Annotated in this window: 25 protein-coding genes; 10 read left to right on the top strand and 15 right to left on the bottom strand. The window is 73.3% G+C overall.

Going from position 1 to position 24,373, the window contains the following annotated elements:
• Nucleotides 1-23: 23 nt before the first annotated feature.
• Nucleotides 24-1,922, top strand: coding sequence for a vWA domain-containing protein (locus tag ACYVID_RS03525; protein ID WP_460734457.1), 1,899 nt, complete (start codon nt 24-26; stop codon nt 1,920-1,922).
• A 73-nt stretch (nt 1,923-1,995) separates the two neighbouring features.
• Complete coding sequence (gene nadA / locus ACYVID_RS03520) at nt 1,996-3,171, top strand: quinolinate synthase NadA (protein WP_460734455.1); 1,176 nt, start codon at nt 1,996-1,998, stop codon at nt 3,169-3,171.
• A 2-nt stretch (nt 3,172-3,173) separates the two neighbouring features.
• Here nadA and ACYVID_RS03515 read toward each other — a convergent pair whose 3' ends face one another.
• The 4 genes from ACYVID_RS03515 to ACYVID_RS03500 all read right to left on the bottom strand — a co-directional run bounded on the left by ACYVID_RS03515 (nt 3,174) and on the right by ACYVID_RS03500 (nt 6,963).
• Nucleotides 3,174-4,379 (bottom strand): sensor histidine kinase, encoded by a 1,206-nt coding sequence (locus ACYVID_RS03515; RefSeq protein WP_460734453.1) that lies wholly within the window; start codon nt 4,377-4,379, stop codon nt 3,174-3,176.
• Between the two features lie 148 nt (nt 4,380-4,527).
• Nucleotides 4,528-5,106 carry a PspA-associated protein PspAB gene (gene pspAB / locus ACYVID_RS03510; RefSeq protein WP_460734451.1) on the bottom strand — a complete coding sequence of 193 codons (579 nt, stop codon included), beginning with the start codon at nt 5,104-5,106 and terminating at the stop codon, nt 4,528-4,530.
• 10 nt (nt 5,107-5,116) lie between these two features.
• Nucleotides 5,117-6,031, bottom strand: coding sequence for a zinc metalloprotease HtpX (gene htpX, locus ACYVID_RS03505; RefSeq protein ID WP_460734449.1), 915 nt, complete (start codon nt 6,029-6,031; stop codon nt 5,117-5,119).
• Nucleotides 6,032-6,180: 149 nt separating this feature from the next.
• Nucleotides 6,181-6,963, bottom strand: a complete 783-nt coding sequence (locus ACYVID_RS03500; protein WP_300645880.1) for a PspA/IM30 family protein — start codon at nt 6,961-6,963, stop codon at nt 6,181-6,183.
• 155 nt (nt 6,964-7,118) lie between these two features.
• Between ACYVID_RS03500 and ACYVID_RS03495 the strand changes: the two genes are divergently transcribed.
• From ACYVID_RS03495 to ACYVID_RS03480, 4 genes are all read left to right on the top strand, one after another.
• Nucleotides 7,119-7,742: a DUF3043 domain-containing protein gene (locus ACYVID_RS03495; RefSeq protein WP_460734447.1), complete on the top strand. Its 624-nt coding sequence runs from the start codon at nt 7,119-7,121 to the stop codon at nt 7,740-7,742.
• Entirely contained in the window at nt 7,739-8,320 is a 582-nt protein-coding gene (locus tag ACYVID_RS03490; protein WP_460734445.1) for a GNAT family N-acetyltransferase, read from the top strand. The genes ACYVID_RS03495 and ACYVID_RS03490 overlap by 4 nt, the downstream gene beginning before the upstream one ends.
• Nucleotides 8,321-8,582: 262 nt before the next feature.
• Nucleotides 8,583-9,287, top strand: coding sequence for an AzlC family ABC transporter permease (locus ACYVID_RS03485; RefSeq protein WP_460734443.1), 705 nt, complete (start codon nt 8,583-8,585; stop codon nt 9,285-9,287).
• A complete protein-coding gene (locus tag ACYVID_RS03480; protein WP_460734441.1) occupies nt 9,284-9,583 on the top strand; it encodes an AzlD domain-containing protein in 300 nt (99 codons plus the stop codon). Before ACYVID_RS03485 ends, ACYVID_RS03480 begins: the two co-directional genes overlap by 4 nt.
• Nucleotides 9,584-9,851: 268 nt before the next feature.
• Here the strand turns inward: ACYVID_RS03480 and dapB are convergent, their stop codons facing one another.
• Nucleotides 9,852-10,604 carry a 4-hydroxy-tetrahydrodipicolinate reductase gene (dapB, locus tag ACYVID_RS03475; RefSeq protein WP_460734636.1) on the bottom strand — a complete coding sequence of 251 codons (753 nt, stop codon included), beginning with the start codon at nt 10,602-10,604 and terminating at the stop codon, nt 9,852-9,854.
• A 139-nt stretch (nt 10,605-10,743) separates the two neighbouring features.
• Here dapB and ACYVID_RS03470 point away from each other — a divergent pair, with 139 nt between their 5' ends.
• From ACYVID_RS03470 to ACYVID_RS03460, 3 genes are read left to right on the top strand one after another with little or no spacing between them, the layout of a single operon-like run.
• A complete protein-coding gene (locus tag ACYVID_RS03470) occupies nt 10,744-11,259 on the top strand; it encodes a class I SAM-dependent methyltransferase (RefSeq protein ID WP_460734439.1) in 516 nt (171 codons plus the stop codon).
• 53 nt (nt 11,260-11,312) lie between these two features.
• Complete coding sequence (locus tag ACYVID_RS03465) at nt 11,313-11,945, top strand: transposase (protein ID WP_460734437.1); 633 nt, start codon at nt 11,313-11,315, stop codon at nt 11,943-11,945.
• Nucleotides 11,942-12,496, top strand: coding sequence for a hypothetical protein (locus tag ACYVID_RS03460; RefSeq protein ID WP_460734435.1), 555 nt, complete (start codon nt 11,942-11,944; stop codon nt 12,494-12,496). The genes ACYVID_RS03465 and ACYVID_RS03460 overlap by 4 nt, the downstream gene beginning before the upstream one ends.
• Before the next feature lie 25 nt (nt 12,497-12,521).
• Here ACYVID_RS03460 and ACYVID_RS03455 read toward each other — a convergent pair whose 3' ends face one another.
• The 4 genes from ACYVID_RS03455 to ACYVID_RS03440 form a co-directional block, all read right to left on the bottom strand.
• Complete coding sequence (locus tag ACYVID_RS03455) at nt 12,522-13,838, bottom strand: M16 family metallopeptidase (RefSeq protein ID WP_460734433.1); 1,317 nt, start codon at nt 13,836-13,838, stop codon at nt 12,522-12,524.
• A 185-nt stretch (nt 13,839-14,023) separates the two neighbouring features.
• Nucleotides 14,024-16,267 (bottom strand): polyribonucleotide nucleotidyltransferase, encoded by a 2,244-nt coding sequence (locus tag ACYVID_RS03450; RefSeq protein WP_460734431.1) that lies wholly within the window; start codon nt 16,265-16,267, stop codon nt 14,024-14,026.
• A gap of 258 nt (nt 16,268-16,525) precedes the next feature.
• Complete coding sequence (gene rpsO, locus ACYVID_RS03445) at nt 16,526-16,801, bottom strand: 30S ribosomal protein S15 (RefSeq protein ID WP_300645896.1); 276 nt, start codon at nt 16,799-16,801, stop codon at nt 16,526-16,528.
• Nucleotides 16,802-16,988: 187 nt separating this feature from the next.
• Nucleotides 16,989-17,228, bottom strand: coding sequence for a DUF6458 family protein (locus ACYVID_RS03440; protein WP_460734428.1), 240 nt, complete (start codon nt 17,226-17,228; stop codon nt 16,989-16,991).
• A gap of 166 nt (nt 17,229-17,394) precedes the next feature.
• Here ACYVID_RS03440 and ACYVID_RS03435 point away from each other — a divergent pair, with 166 nt between their 5' ends.
• Complete coding sequence (locus ACYVID_RS03435) at nt 17,395-19,605, top strand: molybdopterin-dependent oxidoreductase (RefSeq protein ID WP_460734426.1); 2,211 nt, start codon at nt 17,395-17,397, stop codon at nt 19,603-19,605.
• Here ACYVID_RS03435 and ACYVID_RS03430 read toward each other — a convergent pair.
• The 6 genes from ACYVID_RS03430 to rbfA form a co-directional block, all read right to left on the bottom strand.
• Complete coding sequence (locus tag ACYVID_RS03430; RefSeq protein WP_460734424.1) at nt 19,538-20,605, bottom strand: hypothetical protein; 1,068 nt, start codon at nt 20,603-20,605, stop codon at nt 19,538-19,540. The genes ACYVID_RS03435 and ACYVID_RS03430 overlap by 68 nt on opposite strands.
• 2 nt (nt 20,606-20,607) lie before the next feature.
• Nucleotides 20,608-21,585, bottom strand: a complete 978-nt coding sequence (locus tag ACYVID_RS03425; RefSeq protein ID WP_460734422.1) for a bifunctional riboflavin kinase/FAD synthetase — start codon at nt 21,583-21,585, stop codon at nt 20,608-20,610.
• 71 nt (nt 21,586-21,656) lie between these two features.
• Entirely contained in the window at nt 21,657-21,836 is a 180-nt protein-coding gene (locus ACYVID_RS03420) for a DUF1059 domain-containing protein (RefSeq protein ID WP_460734420.1), read from the bottom strand.
• A complete protein-coding gene (locus ACYVID_RS03415) occupies nt 21,833-22,792 on the bottom strand; it encodes a sensor histidine kinase (protein ID WP_460734418.1) in 960 nt (319 codons plus the stop codon). Before ACYVID_RS03415 ends, ACYVID_RS03420 begins: the two co-directional genes overlap by 4 nt.
• 206 nt (nt 22,793-22,998) lie before the next feature.
• Nucleotides 22,999-23,871 carry a tRNA pseudouridine(55) synthase TruB gene (truB, locus tag ACYVID_RS03410; RefSeq protein WP_460734416.1) on the bottom strand — a complete coding sequence of 291 codons (873 nt, stop codon included), beginning with the start codon at nt 23,869-23,871 and terminating at the stop codon, nt 22,999-23,001.
• A complete protein-coding gene (rbfA, locus tag ACYVID_RS03405; protein ID WP_460734414.1) occupies nt 23,868-24,359 on the bottom strand; it encodes a 30S ribosome-binding factor RbfA in 492 nt (163 codons plus the stop codon). The genes truB and rbfA overlap by 4 nt, the downstream gene beginning before the upstream one ends.
• Between the last annotated feature and the right edge of the window lie 14 nt (nt 24,360-24,373).

Below are 24,373 nucleotides of genomic sequence, written 5' to 3'. Positions count from 1 at the left end.
GTCTCGCGGGGTAGGAACGGCGCGTGCTCCCGCTCCTCTCCCGCCTCCGGCCGGCCCGCCTGCTCACCTCACTCCTCCTGGCACTGACCTCCGTGCCAACCTTCCTGGTGCAGGCCGTCGCGGTGCAGGACCAACCCACGACCACGGCCCCGGAGACCTCGACCATGCTGGTGCTGGACTCCAGCGGCTCGATGGCCGAGCCCGCAGGCGGCGGCGCCACCAAGATCCAAGCGGCGAAGCAGGCGCTCCGCGACGTCGTGGCGGCCCTGCCCGACGACGCGGTGGTCGGGATGCGCGTCTTCGGCGCCGAGGTCTTCGACCGCGACCAGCCGGGCGCCTGCACCGACAGCCAGCAGGTCGTCGCACCCGGCACCGACAACCGGGACGCCCTGCTGCGCGAGGTCGAGCGCTACCGGCCCTACGGGGAGACACCGATCGGCTACGCGCTGCGTCAGGCCGCGCAGGACCTCGACCCCGACACGGCTCGCAGCATCGTCCTCGTCTCCGACGGGGTCGCTACCTGCGAGCCCGACCCGTGCGAGGTGGCCGCGGAGCTCACGGAGCGGGGCATCGACCTGCGCATCGACGTCGTCGGGCTGGCCGTGGACGGGGAGGCCCGGGCCCAGCTGCGCTGCATCGCCGGCGTCGCCGAGGGCCGCTACTACGACGCCTCGTCCGCCGAGGACATCGTGAGCAGTCTCTCGACGGCCGCCGAGCGTGCCCTGCGCCCCTTCGAGATCGACGGGGAACCTGTCGTCGGCGGTGCGAGCCAGGACGAGGCGCTGCCGCTGGTCGCCGGGCGCTACGCGGACCGTCTCGTCGGCCGTGAGCAGGAGCGTTGGTACGTCTACGAGCGCACGGTGCCGGGCTCCACGGTGGTCGCCAGCTCCTACGAGCTCCAGCCCGGCGGGCTCAGCGACCTCCAGGTCGACGTGGTCGAGCCGGACGGCGGCGGCTGCGGCACCAGCACCTTCTCGACGATCGTGCCGCTGTTCACCGGCAAGAGCGACCTGGCTCCCGCCGAGGGCACGTACTCGTGCGGGGACCCCGTGTACGTCCGGGTCACACGGCTCGGGGACGACACGGGCCCGCTGCCCTTCGGCCTCTCGCTCGTCGAGGAGCCGCCGGTCGAGAACCTCGACTCCCTGCCCACCGACGTCGACACCTCCGTCCTCGAGGAGCCGGAGCGGGCCGGAGGGCGAGCCCGCCCCATCGTCGCCGGCACCTCCTTCGAGGACGCGCCGCCGCTCGAGCCCGGCACCACGTACGCCGCCACGGTCGTGCCGGGTGAGGTCAACGCGTTCCGCGTGCAGGTGAGTTGGGGGCAGAGCCTGGCGGTCCGGGTCGACCGCCCGGGCCTGACGCCTGCCCAGGACGAGGTGATCTCCAGCGCCGGCTCGTTCTTCGACCTGCAGCTGATGAGCCCGCTGCGCGCCTCGCTCGGCGACGACCTCGACGCCGACGCGAGCACGAACCGCGTCGACACGCGCAGGACGGTCCAGATGACCGGCATCTCCCCCGTTGCCTGGAGCAACCGGGAGCGGGACGACGCGCACTTCCTCGCCGGGGACTACTACGTCCTCTACGGCGCGGACGTCGACGCCGCGTCGTCGGTGGAGCTGCCCTACACGATCACCGTCGAGGTGCAGGGAGAGGAGTCCGGCCAACCGGTCTATGCGAGCCCCGGGGAGCTCGTCACCAGCGGCGAGTCCCTCACCGCCACCGAGGCCAGCCCGTCCGACGGGGCCGACGCGGGGACGGCACCGGTTCCGGTGGAGACGGCGGAGGAGGCGGCCGCCGGGGACGACGGGTCGTCGAGGGCGCCCGGCTGGCTCGTGCCGACGGCCGCCGGCGCGGGTGTCCTGGTCCTGGTGCTGCTGGGCGCCCTCGCCCTCGTCGTACGCCGCCGACGCACGCCCTGATGGACGACCGCACGCACAGGTGACCCCACCCGCCAGTGCGGGGGACTCGCCCGGGGCGGCCTACGCTGGAGCCATGACCACCGTGGACCTGCCGCTGCTGCCTCTCGGACGCGGGCGCGACCTCTCCGCCGAGCGGGGCGTCGAGTGCCCGGGCGACCTGCCGGCGGCCTCCGACCCCGACCTGGTGAAGCGCGCCGAGGCGGCCAAGGCCGCGCTGGGCGACCGTGTCTTCGTGCTCGGGCACCACTACCAGCGCGACGAGGTCATCCAGTTCGCCGACGTCACCGGCGACTCCTTCAAGCTGGCGCGCGACGCCGCGGCCCGGCCGGACGCGGAGTTCATCGTCTTCTGCGGCGTGCACTTCATGGCCGAGTCCGCCGACATCCTCACCGGTCCCGACCAGCAGGTCGTGCTCCCCGACCTCGCCGCCGGCTGCTCGATGGCCGACATGGCGCGCCTGACCCAGGTGGAGACGGCGTGGGAGGCGATGGCCGCCGCCGGCGTCCAGGCACAGGTCGTCCCGGTCACCTACATGAACTCCAGCGCCGACATCAAGGCTTTCTGCGGCCGCAACGGCGGGGTCGTGTGCACCTCCAGCAACGCCCAGACCGCGCTGGAGTGGGCCTACGAGCAGCACGGGCCGGACACCAAGGTCCTCTTCCTGCCCGACCAGCACCTCGGGCGCAACACCGCGGTCCTGCAGCTGGGCCTCTCCCTCGAGGACTGCGTCGTCTGGGACCCGCACCGCCCGAACGGCGGCCTCACCGAGCAGCAGCTGCGCGACGCCCGGATGATCCTGTGGAAGGGTCACTGCTCGGTGCACGGCCGCTTCTCCGCCGACGTCGTCGACGCGCTGCGCGAGGCCGACCCCGAGATCCAGATCCTGGTGCACCCCGAGTGCTCCCACGACGTGGTCCTCAAGGCCGACCTCGTCGGGTCGACGGAGTTCATCATCAAGACCATCCAGGCCGCGCCGGCCGGTTCGTCGTGGGCCATCGGCACCGAGCTCAACCTGGTGAAGCGGCTCGCCGACTCCCACCCGGACAAGCGGATCGCGTTCCTGGACCGCAACGTCTGCTACTGCTCGACGATGAACCGCATCGACCTGCCGCACCTGGTGTGGGCGCTGGAGTCACTCGTCGACGGCGTGGTGGTCAACCGGATCGAGGTCGACGCCGAGACCGAGCGGTGGGCGCTGGTCGCGCTCGAGCGGATGCTGGCCCTGCCGGGGCGCACCGCCAAGGACTGAGCTCAGCGGGGCAGCTCGACCCACACCGTCGCGCCGCCACCGGGGGTCTCCTCGATCCCGATCCGCCCGCGGTGGGCGTCGATGATGCGCCGCACGGTCGCCAGGCCGATGCCGTGCCCCTCGACGTCGTCGTGGGCCCGGGCCAGGGGCGCGAAGACCCGCTCGCGGTCCTCCTCGGGCACGCCGAGCCCGTGGTCGACCACCTCGATCCGCCACACGTCGCCCTGCCCCGTACCGCGCACCTCGATGCGGGCCTGCTCGCCGGGCGGGGTGAACTTGGCGCTGTTGGCCACGAGGTTCTGCAGCACCGCCCGCAGCTGCACCGGGTCGCCCTCCACGACGGGCAGGTCGCCGACCTGCAGGTCGGCGTCGGCGAGCGGCACGGAGAGGTCCGAGCGGACGTCCTCCATGACGGCGGCGAGGTCGACCCGCTCGCGCTTCATCTGCCCACCGACGCGGGCGTAGGCGAGCAGGTCGTCGATCAGGCTCTGCATCCGCTCGGCACCGCTGTTGGCCCGGGAGGCGACGTAGGCCAGCGTGTCCCCGTCCAGCTCGGGCGAGGCCATCTGGTCCTCGAGGAGCTCCAGCGACATCTTCACCGCCGACAGCGGGTTGCGCAGGTCGTGTGCCACCTGGCCCGCGAAAGCGGTGAGCACCTGGTTGGAGCGCTCCAGCTCGGTCCGGGCCCGCTCGACCTGCTCGACGGCGGTGGTCAGCTCGCGGGTGCGCAGCTCGAGCTCGAGCAGGTCGACGACCCGGTCGGCGAGCTTGACCAGACCCTCCTCCTGCTCGTCGCTGAGCTCTCGAGGCTCCTCGTCGAAGACGCAGAGGGTCCCGATGACCACCCCGCCAGGGGTCCTGAGCTGGTGGGTCGCGTAGAAGCGGACGTTGCCGATCTCACCGGTGACGAACGGGTTGTCCTTGAAGCGCGGGTCCTGGCTGGCGTCGGGCACGATCACCGGCGCCTTCTCGTGCAGCACCAGGTTGCACATCGAGTCCTCGCGCACGCAGATCGACGGCTCGAACCCGGCTGTCGCGATCTGGTGCTGCTCGGTGTCGGTGATCAGGTTGATCGTCGCCAGCGGCACCTGGGCCACCTGTGCCGCGACGTCGACGAGCGCGGTGAGGTCCTTGCGCGGCGGCTCCACCAGCACGCGGTAGCGGTCGATCTCGACGACGCGCTGCGCGTCGGACTCCGTGGTGGACACCACCAGCTCCTCCGTGAGACGTCCCGAATGCCTCGGGCTCGCGCCCATCGTAGGAGCCGCAGGGCCGTTGGTGTCCGGAACCGGTCGACACGTCGTACGACGGCGGTCGACGTGGCAGGCGGCTGTCACCCTCGGGGACGACCGGCGGTCACAGGCCCGGGGCGCCCCAGACGGCCAACCAGCGCGAGCGCTCCGCCTCGACCGGGAGCTCTCCCGCGAGCAGGTCGCGCAGGGTGATCTCCAGCAGCGTGTCGCGCTGCTTGCCGCCCTGCGGCGAGGGGGCGAAGGGGTAGAAGGTCCCCTGCTTGTAGAGGTACAGCAGGCCGACGGTGCGCCCGGCGCCGTCGGTGAAGGGCAGCAGCGAGCAGAGCAGGCCCGGCCCGAAGCCGTGGGTCTCCAGCGTGGTGTTCACCGCGTGCAGGTCGGTGACCAGACCCTCGACGTCCTCGGGGTCGTCGTCGACGACCAGCCAGGTGAAGCCGAACTCGTCGTGCTGCAGGCGCACCTCGGGCGCGTCGGCGGCGCCGCGGAGCAGGTCGAGGATCTCCTGCTCCGCCTGGGCGAAGGCCGCTCCCCCCGCCGGGCGGTAGCAGACCGCACCGAGCCCGGTGGGGCGCAGTCCGGCGCCGGCCTGGAGGCTGATCGCCGCGGCCGGGACGGCGAAGAGCGCGTCGAGGTTGGCCTGCTTGGGCTTGCTGCGGCCCAGGATGGAGTCGAGGAGTCCCACGGTGCCCGCCTCAGCCCGTCGGCCGGCCGAGCTCGGCCTGGATGCGCGCGAGCTGCTCGAGGCGCTGCTCGAGGCTGGGGTGGGTGGAGGTCAGGGTCCGCATCGAGACGCCCTTCACGGCGGGCGCGATGAAGAAGGCGTTCATCGGCTGGCTGGCCCGCAGGTCGCGGTCGGGGATCGCGTTCATCTCCCCGGAGATCTTCTGCAGCGCCGAGGCCAGGGCCTGCGGCTTCATGGTGAGGTAGGCGCCCGCCCGGTCCGCGGAGAGCTCGCGGTAGCGCGAGAGCAGCTTGAGCAGCACGAAGCTGACGGCGTACACCACGATGCTGACCAGCAGCATCATCAGCCAGACCGGCAGGGCGCTGTTGCCGTCGCGGCGGTTGCCGCCGAACATCGCGCCGTACTGCGCACCCTGGGTCACCATGCCGGCGACGATGCCTGCCGACGACGCCACCGTCATGACCAGCACGTCGCGATGGGCGACGTGGGCGAGCTCGTGGGCCAGGACGCCCTCCAGCTCCTCGGCGGTGAGGGTCTTCAGGATGCCCGTCGTGACCACGACCACCGCGCGGTCCGGGGAGCGGCCGGTCGCGAAGGCGTTGGGCATGGCGGTGTCCGCGACGCCCACCCGCGGCTTGGGCATGTCGGCCAGGACGCAGAGCCGGTCGACCATCGCGTGCAGCTCGGGCGCCTGCTCGGGAGTCACCTCCCGGGCCCGCATCGCCTTCATGGCCACCGTGTCGCTGCGCCACCACTGGTAGACGGCGATGCCGATCCCGACGATGCCGATGATCGGGGCGAGCCCGCGACCGCCCACCGCCATCAACGAGACGATGAGGACGACGAAGAGCCCACCGAGCAGGAACATGACGGTGGTCATCCGGGCGGTCAGCCCGGGGTCACCGATGAAGCGCGTGCGAGCCATGGGGCCATCCTCCCTGCCCGAGCCAAGATTCGGCCAAGAGAGCGCCAAGACCCGGCCGAGACAGGCCTGGGACCGCGCCGTCCCCGGACGCACCGAGGCCCCCGCCGGCACGAGCTGGCGGGGGCCTTGGTCAGCGGGTCGGTGGCGCGTCAGGCACGGTCCTCGGGCTGCTCGGCCTTCTCCGGGGAGGCCTCGAGGATCGGGCCGCTGTCGGCGGCCTCGATCGCCTCGGGCGCCGAGGCCCCCTTCATCCTGGCCAGCTCGGCCTCGACGTCGGACTGGCTGCTCATCGCCGCCAGCTCGCGCGCGATGTCGTCGCCGGCGTTGAGCGAGGAGGCGTCGTCGAGCGCGCCGGAGGCGATGAGCTCGTCGATGGCACCCGCACGCGCCTGCATCTGGGCGGTCTTGTCCTCGGCGCGGGCGATCGCGGCGCCCACGTCGCCGAACTCGTCGCCGATGCCGGAGACGGCCTCGTTGATCCGGGTCTGCGCCTCGGCGGCGGTGTAGGTCGCCTTGATCGTCTCCTTGCGCGTGCGGAAGCTCTCGACCTTGGCCTGGAGCTTCTGCTGCGCCAGCACGAGCTTCTCCTCCTCGCCCTGCAGCTGCGAGAGCTGCACCTGGAGGTCGGAGATCTGGCCGGTGAGGGCCGACTTGCGGGTCAACGCCTCGCGGGCGAGGTCCTCGCGGCCCATGTCGATGGCCTTCTGGGCCTGGTCGGTCAGCTTGGCCGCCTGCTGCTCGAGCTGGTTGATCTGCAGCTCCACGCGCTTGCGGCTGGTCGCCACGTCCGCCACGCCGCGGCGGACCTTCGTGAGCAGCTCCAGCTGGCGCTGGTAGCTGTAGTCCAGGGTCTCGCGGGGGTCCTCGGCACGGTCCAGCGCCTTGCTGGCCTTCGACTTGAAGATCAGGGTGAAGCGCTTCCAGAGACTCATGGTGGTGGGGATCCCTCTCGCACGGTGGCAGGTCGGTACCCGCTCACCCTACGGCGCGCAGGCAACGCGTGGGCAGTGGTCCCGGCACCCCCGGTACCCTGACCCCGTCCGCCGGCGTCGCGCCGACGCCCCGCCCCCTCGCGAGAAGGCCCACGTTGTTCCGTCGCAGCAAGTCCGACCAGGCCACCGACCCCGCCGGCACGCTCACCGCCGATGCCGGGGGCAGCTCCACGACGGCGACGCCGGGCAAGAAGGGTCGCCCGACGCCGACCCGCAAGGAGGCCGAGGCCGCCGCCCGCGCTCGCGCCAAGGTGCCGCGGACCCGCAAGGAGCAGGCCGCCGCAGCGCGCGCGGCCCGGGCCGACAACTCCGCGCGCGTGCGCGCGGGCATGAAGTCCGGCGACGAGCGCTTCCTGCTGCCCCGCGACAAGGGCCCGGTCCGCCGGTTCGTGCGCGACTTCGTGGACTCGCGCTTCTCCTTCATCGACGTGATCATCCCGGTGCTGCTGGTCACGATGGTCCTGAGCTACTCCGGCAACCCGACCCTGGCCGGCATCGGCAGCACCGTGCTCCTGCTCACCGTGCTGCTGGTGGTCATCGACATGGTCCAGCTGCGGTTCCGCGTGCGCCGCGAGCTCGGCCGCCGGTTCCCCGACGACAGCACCGCGACCAAGGGCACCACCTGGTACGCCATCAGCCGGGCCATGCAGATGAAGTTCATGCGGATGCCCAAGGCCCAGGTCAAGATCGGCCAGAAGCTCCCCGAGCACTACCGGTGAGCGGCGACCACGCGTCCTCGCAGGGACGCCGCCCCTCCGCCGACGTCTCGGTCCGGGTGGCCTGGGCCGAGGACGCCCCCGCCATCGCCTCCCTGCAGCTGCGCGCCTGGCCGGAGATGTACGCCGGCCTGGTGCCTGCCGAGGCCTTCCCCAGCGGCCCGGACGCGGTCGAGGCCGCCACCGCGGCGTGGCGCGACTCGCTGGCCCGACCGCGCGACGCCCGGAGCCGGGCCCTGGTCGCGCTCGAGCGCAACCGGGTGGTCGGCTTCGCCCTCACCGGCCCCAGCACCGACCCCGACCGCGACCCCGTCGCCGACGGCGAGCTCTCCGAGCTGGTGCTCGACCCCGCCGAGCGACGCCTGGGCCACGGCAGCCGGCTGCTCCAGGCGGCGGCCGACACGCTGCGAGCGGACCGGTTCCAGCGCGCCGTCACCTGGGTGGTGGCCTCCGACGACGCCCTGCGCGGCTTCCTGGACGGGGCCGGGTGGGCGCCCGACGGAGCGCACCGCGAGCTGGACCTGGACGGCACCGGGGCGGTGCGCGTCAAGCAGGTGCGGCTGCACACCGACCTCGGCTGAGCACCGCGTCGACCGAGCACCTCTCTTTACCTTCACCCTCCTGGGCGGTGTGCGGCCCGACCGGCCGGGGCACGAACCAGCCATGCTCGGTCCGCTCCCCCGTCTGCACCGCCTGGTCGTCACCTGGCTCCTCACCTCGATCACGGGGCTCCTCCTGCTCCTCGCCCTCGTCGGCCCGTCGGGCACCCTCGGCGGCTGAGCACCGGCGGCCCCTGGCAGCCCGGAGGCCGCTGGAAGGCGGACGTCACCTAGCCTGGCGCGCGTGAGCGAGCCGGCCCTCTCCCCGGACGAGAGGCGACCGATCGTCCGCGACAGCCTCGGCGTCGGGATCGCCACCGGGCTCTACGGCACCTCCTTCGGCGCCGTATCCGTCGCCTCCGGCCTCGACGTGGCCCAGACCTGCGCCCTGTCCCTGCTGGTGTTCACGGGGGCCTCGCAGTTCGCGCTGGTCGGGGTGCTGGGCGCCGGGGGCTCCGCGGTCTCGGCCGTCCTCACCGCGGCCCTCCTCGGCACCCGCAACACGCTCTACGGCTTGCGGCTCGCACCCCTGCTCGGCTGGCGGGGAGCACGACGCCTGGGCGCGGCCCACTTGGTGATCGACGAGTCCACGGCCATGGCGGTGACCCGCGGCAGCACCGCCGCGGCCCGCACGGGCTTCACCTGGACCGGGGTCAGCGTCTTCGTCCTCTGGAACCTCTTCACCCTCCTCGGGGCGATCGGCGGCACGGTGCTCGGCGACCCGCGCACCTACGGCCTCGACGCGGCCGTCGGCGCCGCCTTCCTCGCCCTGCTCTGGCCGCGCCTGCGCGAGCCGGGGGGCCTGGCGCTCGCCCTCGCCGCTGCCGCGGTGGCGCTGCTGGTCGTGCCGCTCGCGCCCGCCGGCGTACCCGTGCTGGCCGCGGGCGGCACGGCGCTCCTCGCCGGCCTGCTGGCGCGGGGACGGTCGCGACCGGAGCGAGCCGCATGAGCACGTGGTGGGCGGTGCTCGCGGCGGGCCTGGCCTGCTACGCGCTGAAGCTCGCCGGTCTCTCGGTCCCGCACCAGGTGCTGGAGCGGCCGGCCGTCCGGGCCGTCGCCGACCGGCTGCCGGTGGCGCTGCTCGCCGGGCTCGTGGCGGTCCAGGTGCTCGGGAACGACCAGGGCCTGGTCCTCGACGCGCGCGCCGCGGGCCTCGGGGCCGCGGTCGTCCTGCTCGTGCTGCGCGCCCCGTTCCTCGTGGTCGTCGTCGGGGCGGCGCTCACCGCAGCGCTGCTCCGGCTCTGACGCGGCACCGGTCCGACGGACCCGGTGGCCCCGCCCCGGGTCGGGGGCGGGGCCGCGGGCGTCCGCGTTCCCTCCCCCACGGAGGACCACCGACGCCCGGAGGGGTCCGTGCCGTTCCGTCCGGCACGGGCGCGGGCCGCCGTGCGGCCCGGTCGCACGTCCAGCCTGACGCGCGTCCGGGACCAGGGGAACCACCGGGGCACTGCAGGTTCCTGCACTGCGAAAAGGTGCAAGCCCGGGCCGGGGCCACGTGTCCGCGAGGAGGGCCTCAGTCCAGGTCGAGCAGCTGCTCGAGCCCGACGGTCAGGCCGGGACGCCCCTCGATCGCCCGCAGCGCGGCGAGGACACCGGGCGTGAAGGAGGCCCGGTCCATCGAGTCGTGGCGGATGGTGAGGGTCTCCCCCGTGCCGCCGAGCACGACCTCCTGGTGGGCGACCATCCCGCGGATCCGCAACCCGTGGACACGTACGCCGTCGACGTCCGCCCCACGGGCGCCGTCCAGGGACGTGCTCGTCGCGTCGGGCACCGGCCCGAGCCCGGCCTCGCGGCGGGCGGCCGCGACCAGCTCCGCGGTGCGACGGGCCGTGCCACTGGGCGCGTCGGCCTTGTCGGGGTGGTGCAGCTCGATGATCTCGACCGACTCGTAGAACCGTGCGGCCTCCGCGGCGAAGCGCATCATCAGCACCGCCCCGATGGAGAAGTTGGGCGCGATGAGCACTCCGGTACCCGGGGAGTCGGCGAGCCAGCCCCGCAGCGTGTCGAGGCGCGCCTCGTCGAAGCCGGTGGTGCCGACCACCGCGTGGATCCCGTGGCTGATGCAGTGGCGCAGGTTGTCCATCACCACGTCGGGGTGGGTGAAGTCCACGACGGCGGAGACCCCGGCGGGCACCAGCGCGTCGAGGTCGTCGGCGTCCTGGGCCACGTCGACCTGGGCGACCAGCTCGAGGTCCTCGGCCTCCAGGACCGCACGGCAGACCTCGCGGCCCACCTTCCCCCGGGCGCCCAGGACGCCCACCCCCATCCGTCCGTGTCCGTGCCGTGTCTCGCCCACGCGCCCAGCGTTCCACACCCGGGCCCGGGAGGTGACCGGGGTCGCGCGTGGTGGGCGCCACCACCCGCCTGCCGACCAGGACGGTCTGCTTTCTGGCAGTCTTGCCCCCATGGTGCTGCAGACCATCCCGGCCCGGATCCGCTGGTCGGTCGACCTCATGGACGTCCAGCCGGGTGACCACGTGCTCGAGATCGGGTGCGGGCCCGGCTACAGCGCCGAGCTGATCTGCAGCCGCCTGGAGACCGGGAAGCTCTTCGCGATCGACCGCTCGGAGTCGGGGGTGGACCGCACCAAGCGCCGCTGCGCGAAGTACCTCGAGTCCGGCCGGCTGACCGTCCGCCAGATCGACCTGGCCACGCTGCGGGTCCCCGTCAAGCGCCTGCACAAGGTCTACGCCTTCAACGTCAACCTCTTCTGGGTGCGCGACTGCGCCGACGAGGTGGCGCTGCTGCACGAGCGGATCCTGCCCGGCGGTGCGATCTACCTCTTCTTCGAGGTCGCCCGCCCCGACCAGGTCCCGCAGATCGTCGAGGGCGCCTCCAAGGCCCTCGCCGACGCCGGCTTCCGGGTCTCGGTGGTGCAGCGCAAGGTCCCCGCCGTCGTCGGCATCATCGGCAAGCGTTAGGCCATGACCTTCAGGTAGGTCTACATTAGGCCAGGACCTGGAGGAGGTGCGTGATGGCGGTGGCATCACTGGTCGGCCTCGTGCTGACCGTGGACCAGCGCGGCAGCCGGCGGGCCCCCGACCGGGTCGGCGAGCTGTTGGCCGGCCTCGCCGGTGCGCCCACGCGACTGGCCTTCCAGCGCACCGCGGGCGACGAGGTGCAGGCCCTGGTCACCGAGGCCGCGCACCTGCCTGCCCTGCTCGAGCGGGTGCTCCGCAGCGGCGACTGGCGGCTGGGCCTGGGCCTCGGCGCGGTCCAGGCGCCGCTGCCGGAGGATGTGCGGGAGGCCCGCGGTCCCGCGTTCGTCCGCGCCCGTTCGGCCGTCGAGGCGGCCCGCACCTCGCCTGCCGGGCTGCGGGTGCACGCGCCGGAGCAGGCCGAGACGCCCGCACGGGCCCTGGAGAGCGCCCTGTGGCTGTGGGCCTCGCTGCTGGAGCGCCGGACCCGGCGCGGGTGGGAGGTCGTGGACCTCGTCGACACCGGGGCGACCTACGAGCAGGCCGCGCACCGGCTGGGCATCACCCCCAGCGCGGTGAGCCAGCGAGCCGCGGCCGCCGGTCTCGCCGAGGGCAGGCGTGCCCGCGAGCTGGTCGCACACCTGGCCGCCCTGGCCCTGGCCGCCGCCCGGTCCGAGGAGCAGCCGTGACATGGGACGTCGACCCCGCGGGGGCCATGCTGCTGGTGCTCCTGGGTGCGGGCGTGCTGTCGTCCTGCTGGGCCTGGACCCGGGCGGGCGCCCGCACCTGGACCCCGATCTCGCTGCTCCTGCTGCTGGCCTCGCTGGCCTGGGCCGGAGCCGCGGACCTGCAGCTGGCGGGCGATGCTCCCCGCACCCTGCTGGTCGCGCTGGCCGGGGCGTGGGCCGTCGTCGGTGGCGGACCCGTGACCGCGGCCCTCTTCGACGTCGTCGACCAGGGCGACACCGCGGGCGGTGACGAGGACGACTCGCTGGAGCACGCGGGCGAGCTGCTGCGCGGGGGCGCCTGGATCGGCGCCCTGGAGCGGGCCGGCGTGGTCGGCGCGCTCGTGGCGGGGTGGCCGGAGGGCACCGCGGTGGTGCTGGCCCTCAAGGGGCTGGGCCGCTACCCCGAGCTGCGCAACGCCGGCACGGGGGCGGTGGCCGAGCGGTTCATCATCGGCACGTTCTCCAGCGTCCTGTGGGCCGCGGGCTGCGCAGCCTGCGTGGTCCTGGCCTAGCGGGTACGCCGGCCGCTGGACCAGGTCAGGCCGGTCCGACGACCGCGAGCACCTCGGGACGTGTGAGGACCTCCGCCGCGACCGCGCGGACCTCCTCCACGCTGACGTCCTGGATGTGCTGGAGCACCTCGTCCATCGTCAGCAGGGTGTCGTGGACCAGCTCGGACTTGCCCAGGCGCGACATCCGCGAGCCGGAGTCCTCCAGGCCGAGCACCAGTCCCCCGCGCAGCTGCCCCTGGCCCCGGGCCAGCTCCTCGGAGGTGATGCCGTCGCGCGCCACCAGCGCCAGCTGCTCGCGGACGACCTGCAGCACCTCCTTGGCCTTGGCGGGCAGGCAGCCGACCGAGACCCCCACCAGCCCGGTGTCGGCGTGGTGGGCGGCGAAGGAGTAGACGGAGTAGGCCAGGCCGCGGTGCTCGCGCACCTCCTGGAAGAGCCGGGAGGACGTGCCGCCGCCCAGCGCGGTGTTGAGGATGGAGAGGGCGAAGCGCCGGGGGTCGTTGCGGCCGATCCCCTCCATGCCCAGCACCAGGTTGACCTGCTCGAAGGGGCGGGTGGCCTGCGCCGTACCCCCGTGGACCGGGACCAGCGTGCCGCTGCCCAGCCGCGAGACGGGGGCCTCGACCCGGTCGAGGAAGCCGTTGCGGGCGAAGGACTCCTCGACCAGCGCTACGACGCGGTCGTGCTCGAGGTTGCCGGCCACGGCCACGACGATGGTGGCGGGTCGGTAGTGGTCGCGGTGGAAGGCCGCGACCTGGTCGCGCGTGAGCGCCGCGATGGAGTCCTCCGTGCCGGCGATCGGCCGCCCCCAGGGGGTGTCGGCGCCGAACGCCTGCGCGGCGAAGAGGTTGTGCACGACGTCCTCGGGGTCGTCGTCGTGCATCGCGATCTCGTCGAGGATCACGTCACGCTCGGCCTCGACGTCCTCGGGCGTGATGAGCGGGTCGGTGATCATGTCGCCGAGCACGTCCACGGCCAGCGGCAGGTCCTGGTCGAGCACCCGCGCGTGGAAGCACGTGTACTCCTTGGCGGTGAAGGCGTTGAACTCCCCGCCCACCGCGTCCAGCGCCACGGAGATGTCCAGGGCGGTGCGGCTGCCGGTGCCCTTGAAGAGCACGTGCTCGAGGAAGTGCGAGCAGCCGTGCAGCGTCTCGTCCTCGTCGGCCGAGCCGACCCCGACCCACACCCCGATGCTGGCCGAGCGGACCCCGGCCATCTGCTCGGTGACCACGCGCAGGCCCGAGGGCAGCACCGTGCGCCGCACGGTGGAGGTGACCAGGCCGTCGTCGTCGGCGGTCTCGGACAGGGTGGTGGTGACGGGCTGGGTGCGGTCGTGCAGCACGGGTGGCCTCCTCGGCGGTGACGTGAGGTGCGGTGCGGCCCGGCGGCCGGGGGTGGTGGCTGCAGGGTGCTGGTGGCGGGCCCGGGGTGACCGGGCCCCTCACGCGGCCGACCCGCCCGAGGTGCTCGGACGGGTCGGCGCGTGGGTGCGTCCCCCGAGGGACGCCGTGGAGCTCGGGAGGAGGGTCACTCCTCGGTGGCGGTCTCCTCGGCAGCGGCGTCGGCCTCGGCGCCGTCCTCCTCGACCACGGGGGCCAGGGAGAGCTTGCCGCGGTCGTCGATCTCCGCGATCTGGACCTGGATCTTCTGGCCGACCGAGACGACGTCCTCGACCGCGTCGACCCGCTTGCCACCGGCCAGCGAGCGGAGCTTGCTGATGTGCAGCAGACCGTCCTTGCCCGGCATGAGCGAGACGAACGCACCGAAGTTGGTCGTCTTGACGACGGTGCCGAGGTAGCGCTCGCCGACCTCGGGCATCGTCGGGTTGGCGATCGCGTTGATCGCCGACCGGGCGGCCTCGGCGGCCGAGCCGACGGTGGCACCGATGTAGATGGTGCCGTCGTCCTCGATGGAGATCGAGGCGCCGGTGTCGTCCTGGATCTGGTTGATGATCTTGCCCTTGGGACCGATCACCTCGCCGATCTTGTCGACCGGGATCTTGATGGTGATGATCCGCGGCGCGGTCTCCGACATCTCGTCCGGGGCGTCGATGGCCTCGGCCATGACGTCGAGGATGGTCAGGCGGGCGTCCCGGGCCTGCTTCAGCGCAGCACCGAGCACCTCGGCGGGGATGCCGTCGAGCTTGGTGTCCAGCTGCAGGGCGGTGACGAACTCGCGGGTGCCGGCGACCTTGAAGTCCATGTCACCGAAGGCGTCCTCGGCGCCGAGGATGTCGGTCAGCGCGACGTACGTCGTCTGGCCGTCGACCTCACCGGAGACCAGGCCCATCGCGATGCCCGCGACGGAGGCCTTGAGCGGCACGCCGGCCTGCAGCAGCGACAGGGTCGAGGCGCAGACCGAGCCCATCGAGGTCGAGCCGTTGGAGCCCATGGCCTCGGAGAGCTGGCGGATGGCGTAGGGGAACTCCTCGCGGTCCGGGAGCACCGGCAGCAGCGCGCGGCGCGCGAGCGCCCCGTGGCCGACCTCGCGGCGCTTGGGCGAGCCCACGCGACCGGTCTCGCCGGTGGAGAACGGCGGGAAGACGTACTTGTGCATGTAGCGGCGGTGCTTCTCCGGGGACAGCGTGTCGAGCTGCTGCTCCATCTTGAGCATGTCGAGGGTGGTGACGCCCAGGATCTGGGTCTCGCCACGCTCGAACAGCGCCGAGCCGTGCACGCGCGGGATCAGGCCGACCTCGGCGTGCAGCGGGCGGATGTCGGCGAGGCCGCGGCCGTCGATGCGGACCTTGTCGCGCAGGATCGACTCGCGCACCAGCGCCTTGTTGAGCGAGCGGAAGGCAGCGCCGAGCTCCTTCTCGCGGCCCTCGAACTGACCCGCGAGACGGTCCAGGAGACCGTCCTTGATCTCGTTGGTGCGCTCCTCGCGCTCCTGCTTGTCGGCGATCTTCATCGCGGCGGCGAGGTCGTCGCGCACGGCGGCCTCGACGGCGGCGTAGGCGTCGTCCTGGTAGTCGAGGAAGACCGGGAAGTCCTGGACCGGCTTGGCCGCGACGGCGGCGAGCTCGGACTGGGCCTCGCAGAGCTGCTTGATGAAGGGCTTGGAGGCGTCGAGGCCCTGGGCCACGACGGTCTCGTCGGGCGCCTGGGCGCCGGAGGCGATCTTGCCGAAGGCCGTCTCGGTGGCCTCGGCCTCGACCATCATGATCGCGACGTCGCCGCTCTCGGTGACGCGACCGGCCACGACCATGTCGAAGACGGCCTCCTCGAGCTGGGAGTGGGTCGGGAAGGCGACCCACTGGCCGTCGATGAGGGCCACGCGCACGCCGCCGACCGGGCCGGAGAACGGCAGGCCGGAGAGCTGGGTGGACATGGACGCGGCGTTGATCGCGAGCACGTCGTAGGGGGTGTCCGGCTCGAGGGCCAGCACGGTGATGACGACCTGGACCTCGTTGCGCAGACCCTTCTTGAAGGTCGGGCGCAGCGGGCGGTCGATGAGGCGGCAGGTGAGGATCGCGTCCTCGCCCGGACGACCCTCGGAACGGAAGAACGAGCCGGGGATCTTGCCCGCGGCGTACATCCGCTCCTCGACGTCGATCGTCAGGGGGAAGAAGTCGAAGTGGTCCTTGGGCTGCTTGCTGGCGGTGGTCGCCGAGAGCAGCATCGTGTCGTCGTCGAGGTAGGCGGTCACGGAGCCGGCCGCCTGGCGGGCCAGCAGCCCGGTCTCGAACTTGACGGTGCGGGTGCCGAACGAGCCGTTGTCGATGACGGTCTCGACGGCGGAGATCACGGGTTCGGTGTGGGTCTCGGTCAAGAGGGGTCCTTCTGGTTGCGGAGCTCTCCGCTGCGTCCCGCGTCAGTGCCGATCTTCGATCGAGGCCCGCAGCGACGTCCCGCCGTGGGCGGGTCACGTTCTGAGAGCCACTACCGAGGACCGGGCCGAGGCGAGCGGGTCGCTCCTGGTGTGTGGATTCTTCGGTGGTGCGGCTCCGAGCCTAGTGCTCGGGGCCGCAAATGCGTCGGAGCGGCCGCCCGGGTCGGGCGACCGCTCCGCCCACTGTCGTGGGTGAGGTCAGCGGCGCAGGCCGAGACGCTCGATGATCGAGCGGTAGCGCTCGATGTCGGACTTGTTGAGGTAGTTCAGCAGCCGGCGGCGCTGACCCACCAGCAGCAGCAGGCCACGACGGCTGTGGTGGTCGTGCTTGTGCTGCTTGAGGTGCTCGGTCAGGTGGGCGATGCGGTGCGAGAGCAGCGCGATCTGCACCTCCGGCGAGCCGGTGTCGCCCTCGGTCGTGGCGTACTCGGCGATGATCTTCTTCTTGGTCTCCGCGTCGGTACCGATCGACATACGGGTTCTCCTCCCGGCCCTGGTCTCCCAGCTGGCCTGTTCGCTGCGCGGCGCGCCGGGGCCTGTTCACCCGGGCACTCTGGATCCGCGGCCGTTGGACGGCAACCGGGAAAGACTAGCCCCGCGCCTCCGAGGACCAGAAATCCTCGGTGGCGCGGGGCCGGGTCGTGATCGTGCAGGGTGCTGCTCACATCTCGGTGCTGCTACGGCGCTCGGTGACCGAACCGTCGGCGTGCGTGGTGGTCTGCACCGAGCTGGCCCCGTTCCTGCGGTTCAGCGTCAACGCGGTCAGCAGCAGCAGCACGACTCCGACGATGGTCATGATCCAGCCGATCATGACGAGGTCGACGCCCTCGACGGCGTCCTGCACCGCCAGCGCCAGGATCAGCCCGACGACGATCAGAAAGCCTCCGGCTCCGTAACCCATGGTGTTCTCCTTCGAGGGTGGCGGACGCGGGTGGCGCGTCCGGGGGCGTGGGGGTGCCCGCTGGAGGTGTGCCCGCTAGGGGCCGCGCTCCTCTCACCCGGTCAGGTGAGAGGGGTGCTGAACCGACCTGCCCCGCCCGTCGCGGAGGAAGTGGCACGATGCGCCCATGGGCCTGCTCGCCGACTCCCCCGTCCCTCCCGGCTTCACCGGCACGCGGGTGGGGGTGTGCAACCTGTGCGAGGCCATCTGCGGGCTCCAGGTGACCTTCACCGCCGGTGAGGTCACCGGCATCCGCGGCAACCCCGAGGACCCGCTCTCCCGCGGCTACGTGTGCCCGAAGGGCACCTCCCTGGCCGACGTCTACTCCGACCCCGACCGGCTGCGCCGCCCCGTGCGCCGGGTCGGCACCGGCGCGGAGGCGACGTGGGAGGAGATGGAGTGGGACGAGGCGCTCGACCTCGTGGCCGACCGCCTCGCCGCGGTGGCCGCCGAGCACGGACGCGACGCGGTGGCGGTCTACCTCGGCAACCCCAACGCGCACTCCCTCGGCTCGGCGACGCACGGCACGGCGCTCGTGCGCAGCCTGCGCACGCGCAACCGGTTCAGCGCCTCCTCGGTCGACCAGTGGCCCCACCAGCTCCTGGCCTGGCAGATGTTCGGCCACCAGCTGCTCATCCCTGTGCCCGACATCGACCGCACCGACCTGTTCCTCGTCGTCGGGGGGAACCCGATGGCCTCGAACGGATCGCTCATGACCGTGCCCGACTTCCCGGCGCGGGCCCGGGCGCTGCGCGAGCGCGGCGGCCGGATGGTCGTCGTGGACCCCCGTCGCACCGAGACCGCGAAGGTCGCCGACGAGCACCTGTTCGTGCGGCCGGGCAGCGACGCGGCGCTGCTGCTGGCGATGGTCCACGTCCTGCTGCGCGAGGGCCTCGCCACCCCGCCGGCGTACGTCGACCACCTCGACGAGCTCGCGGGGCTGGTCGCCGACTTCACGCCGGAGCTGGCCGAGCGCGCGACCGGCGTCGCGGCGAGCGACGTCGAGCGGCTGGCCCGCGAGCTGGCCGCCGCCGACCGGGCCGCGGTCTACGGGCGGCTCGGGGTCTCCACGCACGGCTTCGGCTCGGTCTGCCAGTGGGCGGTCAACGTGCTCAACATCCTCACCGGCAACCTCGACCGCGAGGGCGGGGTGATGTTCCCCGAGCCCGCGATCGACACCGTGGGGCGCCGGATCGTCTCCCCCGGCCACCACGACAAGTGGCGCAGCCGGGTGCGTGGGCTGCCGGAGTTCGCCGGGGAGCTGCCGGTCTCCGCGCTGCAGGAGGAGATCACCACCCCGGGCGAGGGACAGGTGCGCGCGCTGATGACGATCGCGGGCAACCCCGTCCTGTCCACCCCCGACGGGCGCGGGCTGGCCGCGGCCATGGACGGGCTGGACTTCATGGTCTCCATCGACATCTACCTCAACGAGACCACGCGGCACGCCGACGTGGTGCTGCCGGTGACCACGGCGCTCGAGCGCGACCAGTACGACCTGGTCTTCCACGGCCTGGCCGTGCGCAACACCGCCCGCTTCGTGCCGGCGCTGCTGCCGAAGGAGAAGGGCACCAAGCACGACTGGGAGGTCTTCGGCGCCCTCGCGCTGCGGCTGGCGGCCCGCACCGGTGACCGGCTGCCGCTGCGCGCCCGCCTCCAGCAGCGCGCCCGGCTCACCGCCAGCCCGCGGCTGCTGCTGCCGCTGCTGCTGCGCGGCAACCGCTACGGCCTGGGCTGGCGCCGGCTGCGCGGTGCACCCGAGGGCGTGGACCTCGGGCCGCTGCGCCCGTGCCTGCCCGGTCGGCTGCAGACGAAGGACAAGCGGGTCGACCTGACCCCCGCGCTCGTCGTCGCCGACCTGGAGCGGCTGCGGGCCTCGCTCCACGACAGCCCCGCACCCGACCCCGACGAGCTGCTGCTCATCGGGCGCCGGCACAAGCAGGACTGCAACTCCTGGCTGCACAACACCACGCGGCTGACCCGCGGCCGGGCACGGCACCACCTGCTGGTGCACCCCGAAGACCTCGCCGCCCGCGGCCTGCGTGACGGCGACCTGCTCACCGTCACCAGCCGGGTCGGCTCGGTCGAGGTCGAGTGCGCGGCCACCGAGGACGTCATGCGCGGGGTCGTCTCGCTCCCCCACGGCTACGGGCACGCGCTCCCGGGCGTGCGGCTCTCGGTCGCCACGGGCGTGCCGGGGGTCTCGATCAACGACCTCACCGACCCCGAGCGGCTGGACCTGTCGGGCAACGCCGCGCTCAACGGCACCCCGGTCAGGATCGCGGCGGCTCCGGGTGCGGCGGCGGCTGCTGGCTCGGGCGGCGCTGCTCTCGCAACGTGAGGTAGACCGCGCGCACGCCGACCGCGCGCTCCAGCTCGCGCGTCACCAGCCCGAAGAACTGGGCGCGGTACGCCTCGTCGGTCACCGTCGAGACGGTGAGGTACAGCAGCGAGAAGGCGCCCAGGAAGAGCGAGACCTGCACCAGCGGCACCGAGACCTGCCCGAGGTAGGGCAGGGCGTGGATCTCGCCCTCGCGCATGCCGGTCCAGCCCGCCTGGACCTCCTGGCCCATGGTGAGCGCACCGAAGAGCAGGAAGAAGCCGAAGACGGTCGTCGCCAGCAGCACCACCTGGACGAACTGGACGACCACGAGGAAGAGCACCAGGTTGGCGCGCTCGAAGCCGCTCACCGTGGCGTGCGCCGCGGGGTCGGCCCCCGGGTCGGCCAGCACCTCCTCGCAGGCGGCCTCCAGCGGCGTACGACGGCAGGCGCGGCGGAGGAACTCCTCGTCGACCTCGTCGTCGGCCCGGTCGACCTCCTCCGGCAGCCGCGCCAGGAGGAAGGCGACGGCCAGCGCAGCGAAGAGCAGCACCACCAGCCACAGCTGGCCGGTCTCCAGCGAGGCGGCGAGCTCCCAGACCTCGGCGTTGATGAACAGGAAGGTCACGAAGATCAGCAGCAGCGGCAGCGCCCGCGTCATCTGGGGCAGGAGCGAGGGCAGCGCGCTGACCGTGCGACCCAGGGCCCAGGACAGGATCGGACGCACGTGCAGGACGGTGAGGGCGTACCACCCCACCGCCAGCAGCACCAGGGTCAGCACGACCGCGGGCGCTGCCGAGACCTGGCCGGTCACCCAGGCCAGGCCGGCCCCGGCCCCCGCGGCGAGCAGGGCGACCAGCAGGAGCGTGGGCACCGTGCGGCGGGGCGAGAGGGCGGCGCGCGCCTCCCGGCGCCGCTCGGGCACGAAGTAGGACAGCCCGTGGGCGAGGAACCAGGCGTCCGCGGCGGCCACCGGGTCGACCCGCTCACCCGAGCGGTCGGGGCGCCCGTGGTGCGGCACCCCTAGTCCGTCCGCTCGGGCTCGTCGGCCACCGGGTCCTGCCGCTGCTGCGCCAGGAAGGCGCGGGCGCGGTCGACGTCCTCGGCCATCTGCACCAGCAGCTCGTCGACGGAGTCGAAGGTGGTCATCCCGCGCAGCCGCTCGAGGAAGCCGACCTCCACCTCGACGCCGTACAGGTCGAGGTCGGTGCGGTCGATGACGTAGGACTCCACGCGCCGCTCGCGCTCGCCGTGGAAGGTCGGGTTGGTCCCGACGCTGATGGCGGCGGGAAGGGTCTCGCCGGTGTCGAGGCGGGTCAGCGTGCCGGCGTACACGCCGTCGGCGGGGGCGGCCGTGCGGGGGTCCGTGGGCACGTTGGCCGTGGGGTAGCCCAGCTCGCGGCCGCGCTGGTCGCCCTGGACCACGGTGCCGCGGACGACGTAGGGCCGGCCGAGGGCCTGCGCAGCACCGGTGACGTCGCCGGCGGCCAGGCAGGTGCGGACGTAGGTGGACGACCAGACCTGGGGACCGCCGTCGAGCTCGATGCCCTCGGCGCTGAAGCCGAGCCGCTCCCCCGCCTCGGCGAGGGTGGCGACGTCGCCCGCGGCGCGGTGGCCGAAGCGGAAGTTGGCGCCGACCACGACGGCGTCGGCGTGCAGGGAGTCGACGAGCACCCGCTGGATGAACTCCTCCGGGGTCCAGGCGGCCACGTCGCGGTCGAACGGCAGCGCGAGGACCGCGTCGGCCCCGGCGTCGCCCAGCAACGCTGCCCGGGTCTCCAGCGAGGTCAACGAGACCGGGGCGTGCTCCGGACGCAGCACCGCCATCGGGTGCGGGTCGAACGTGACGGCGACCAGCTGCAGGCCACGCTCGTCGGCGACCGCACGGGCGCGTGAGAGCACCCGGCGGTGGCCGAGGTGGACACCGTCGAAGTTGCCGATGACGACCGCGGTGCGGCCGAGGTCGTCCGGGACGTCGTCCCAGGAGCGCCAGATCTGCACGTCAGCACCCTACTGGCGCACCCACGCCCGGCCGGTCGGCAGGTCGGGCGGCAGGTCGGTCGCCGGCGGTCCTAGTCGACCTGGCGGACCTGCGCGGAGACGGCCTCGGCGACCTCCGGGGTGATCTCGGTGACCCCGTGCTCCTGCGCGGCGTGACCGGCCACGGCACTCATGAGCGCGTCGCGGCTGCTCTCGCTGAAGGTGGTGGGGCAGCCGGGCATGACGTCGCCGCAGGCGAGCTGGAACTTCATGGGGTCTCCTCGTCCTGGCCCCCGGGGGCCGGGTCGTCGTGGTGCTGCGGGTGGTCGGTCGGGTCGTGGTCGGTCGGGTGGTCGTGGGGGGCGTCGAGCGGGGGCGGGTCGGGGAAGCGCGCCCACAGGACGGCCTGGGCGTCGTCCTGCTCCATCCCGAGGGTGCCGCCGTGCACGACCACGAGCGCCCGGGCAAGGTAGAGCCCGACGGTGATGCCGGAGTGGGTGCCGTCGGGGGTGTCGAAGGGCTCGAAGAGCGCCCTGGCGGTGCCCGGGTCGATCGGCTCGCCCGCACGGACCACCCGGACCTCCGTCCAGGGCTCGACCCGCTCGACCTCGAGCAGCACCTGGTGCGGGGCCGGTCGGGTCGTGGACGCCGCGCGCCACAGGTCGCGCAGGACGCGGGTGACCAGGTCGGGGTCGACATGCAGGACGGTGTCGGCGCCCGCACCACCGATCTCCTCCGGCAGCACGAGGGACGCGGCCAGCTCGCCGACCGTCACCGGGTGCGGCTCCGGCTCGACCCGCCCGAGCATCGCCGCCGTGAGGAGCTCGACCTCCGCGGTGCGCTCGTCGAGGAGGTCGAGGGCGGACTGGAGGCGGGTCAGCGCCTGGGCCCGTGAGCCCGGGTCACCGGACATGTCACCCAGCAGGCCCACCCACGCCTGGGCGACCGCGAGCGGCGAGCGGAGACCGTGGGTGAAGACCGACAGGAAGCGGTCGCGCTGCCGCGCGAGGTGCGGCGGCGGCCGGTGGGTGACCTGGGCCGTCCCGGCGTCGACGAAGGACCTGGTCCACCGGTGCAGCAGGGCAGGGTCGAGGTCACGGCGCTCGGCGACCGCACCCACGCGCTCACCGGCCAGCACGTCCAGGACGGCAGCCACGCGGGCGTCGGTCTGCTCCGCCAGGCGCCCCCCCGACACGACGCGAGGGCCCCGGAAACGCGTGCGGGTCATCTCGACCCCTCTCTCTGTCCACGCCAGGCTAGTACGCCGCGCCCCCCGACTCCGAGGACCGGATGCGACTTCTGCACGCTCGGCGCGCGGCATGGCCCGTTCGGGCCAGCGAGGGGGGACCGGGCGGACCTGCCACGCTCGCCGGGTCCCGGCAGCCCTGGCGACCGCGCACGCGCCGCACCGTGGCGACGCGTGCTCGGCCTCGATCAGACGAAGACGGCCACGGGCCGGGCGAGACCCTCGCGCGGCTCGTAGAGCGCCAGGAACTCCCCGTCGGGGTCGAAGAGACCGGTCAGACCCTCCAGCGGCACCTCCAGGGGCCGGCCCACGCGCACGCGGCCGGCGTCGGCAGCGTCCAGGTCGAGCGCCGGGAACGCGGCTCGTGCCGCGACGGCCAGGGGCAGCACCGACGGGTCCTCCTCCAGCTCCTCCAGCGTCCGGGCCACGTCGAGCCCGTAGGGGCCGACGGCGGTCCGGCGCAGGGCGGTCAGGTGCCCGCCGACGCCCAGTGCGGCACCGAGGTCACGGGCGACGGCGCGGACGTAGGTGCCGCTGGAGCAGCGCAGGGAGACGTCGACGTCGAGGTGCTCGCCCGGCTGCCCCGAGGGGCGCACGTCGTGGACGTCGAGGGAGTGGATGGTCACCGGTCGGGCTACGAGCGCGACCTCCTCGCCGTCGCGGACCCGCTGGTAGGCCCGCTTGCCGTCGACCTTGATCGCCGAGACGGCCGTCGGGACCTGCTCGATGTCGCCGACGAACCCGGCCAGTGCCGCACGCACGGTCGCCTCGTCCAGGTGCGAGGCGACCGCCGTCGCCGTCACCTCGCCCTCGGCGTCATCGGTCGTGGTGGCCACGCCGAGGCGGATCGTGGCGTCGTACCCCTTCTCGGTCAGCATCAGGTGTCCCAGGAGCCGGGTCGCCCGGTCCACCCCGAGCACCAGCACGCCGGTGGCCATGGGGTCCAAGGTCCCGGCGTGGCCGACCTTGCGGGTGCCGACCAGCCGGCGGACCCGCGCGACGACGCCGTGGGAGGTGATGCCGGCGGGCTTGTCGACGACGACCAGCCCGGGCCGGGTCACGCCTGCTCGTCCGCGTCGTCGAGGTCGTCGAGGTCGTCGAGGTCCAGGTCGTCCTCGTCCGCGGCACGGGGCTTCTTATAGGGGTCCGGGTCGCCGGCGTACTCCTCGCGGCGGATGGCCGCGACCGCCTCGTCCTGGGCCTTCGCGCGGGCCAGGACGTCCTCGAGGTGCCGGGCGGTCTCCGGCAGCGCGTCGGGGACGAACGTCAGCGTCGGCACGTGGCGCATGCCGAGCTGCTTGCCCACCTCCGAGCGCAGCAGGCCCTTGGCCGACTCCAGCGCGGCCGCCGTGGAGGCCAGCTGCGCCTCCTGGTCCTCGGGCGAGCCGAGGACCGTGTAGAAGATCGTGGCCTGCTGGCTGTCGCCGGAGACCCGCACGTCGGTGAGGGTGACGAAGCCGAGGCGCGGGTCCTTGATCCGCCGCTCGAGCATCTCGGCGACGACGACCTGGATCCGGTCGGCGATCTTGCGGACGCGGGGGCTGCTCATGGTGTTCTTCCTAC

This window comes from Nocardioides ginkgobilobae (assembly GCF_054781275.1).
The sequence above is the reverse complement of the archived record's forward strand: the minus strand, read 5'-3'. Positions and strand labels throughout refer to the sequence as shown.

Bases quoted from the DNA above. Each gene is read 5' to 3' on its own strand.
- nadA (WP_460734455.1), top strand. From the start codon at position 1,996: ATGACCACCGTGGACCTGCCGCTGCTGCCTCTCGGACGCGGGCGCGAC.
- htpX (WP_460734449.1), bottom strand. From the start codon at position 6,031: ATGGCTCGCACGCGCTTCATCGGTGACCCCGGGCTGACCGCCCGGATG.
- ACYVID_RS03500 (WP_300645880.1), bottom strand. From the start codon at position 6,963: ATGAGTCTCTGGAAGCGCTTCACCCTGATCTTCAAGTCGAAGGCCAGC.
- ACYVID_RS03480 (WP_460734441.1), top strand. From the start codon at position 9,284: ATGAGCACGTGGTGGGCGGTGCTCGCGGCGGGCCTGGCCTGCTACGCG.
- dapB (WP_460734636.1), bottom strand. From the start codon at position 10,604: ATGGGGGTGGGCGTCCTGGGCGCCCGGGGGAAGGTGGGCCGCGAGGTC.
- ACYVID_RS03470 (WP_460734439.1), top strand. From the start codon at position 10,744: ATGGTGCTGCAGACCATCCCGGCCCGGATCCGCTGGTCGGTCGACCTC.
- ACYVID_RS03465 (WP_460734437.1), top strand. From the start codon at position 11,313: ATGGCGGTGGCATCACTGGTCGGCCTCGTGCTGACCGTGGACCAGCGC.
- rpsO (WP_300645896.1), bottom strand. From the start codon at position 16,801: ATGTCGATCGGTACCGACGCGGAGACCAAGAAGAAGATCATCGCCGAG.
- ACYVID_RS03440 (WP_460734428.1), bottom strand. From the start codon at position 17,228: ATGGGTTACGGAGCCGGAGGCTTTCTGATCGTCGTCGGGCTGATCCTG.
- ACYVID_RS03435 (WP_460734426.1), top strand. From the start codon at position 17,395: ATGGGCCTGCTCGCCGACTCCCCCGTCCCTCCCGGCTTCACCGGCACG.
- ACYVID_RS03420 (WP_460734420.1), bottom strand. From the start codon at position 21,836: ATGAAGTTCCAGCTCGCCTGCGGCGACGTCATGCCCGGCTGCCCCACC.
- ACYVID_RS03415 (WP_460734418.1), bottom strand. From the start codon at position 22,792: ATGACCCGCACGCGTTTCCGGGGCCCTCGCGTCGTGTCGGGGGGGCGC.
- rbfA (WP_460734414.1), bottom strand. From the start codon at position 24,359: ATGAGCAGCCCCCGCGTCCGCAAGATCGCCGACCGGATCCAGGTCGTC.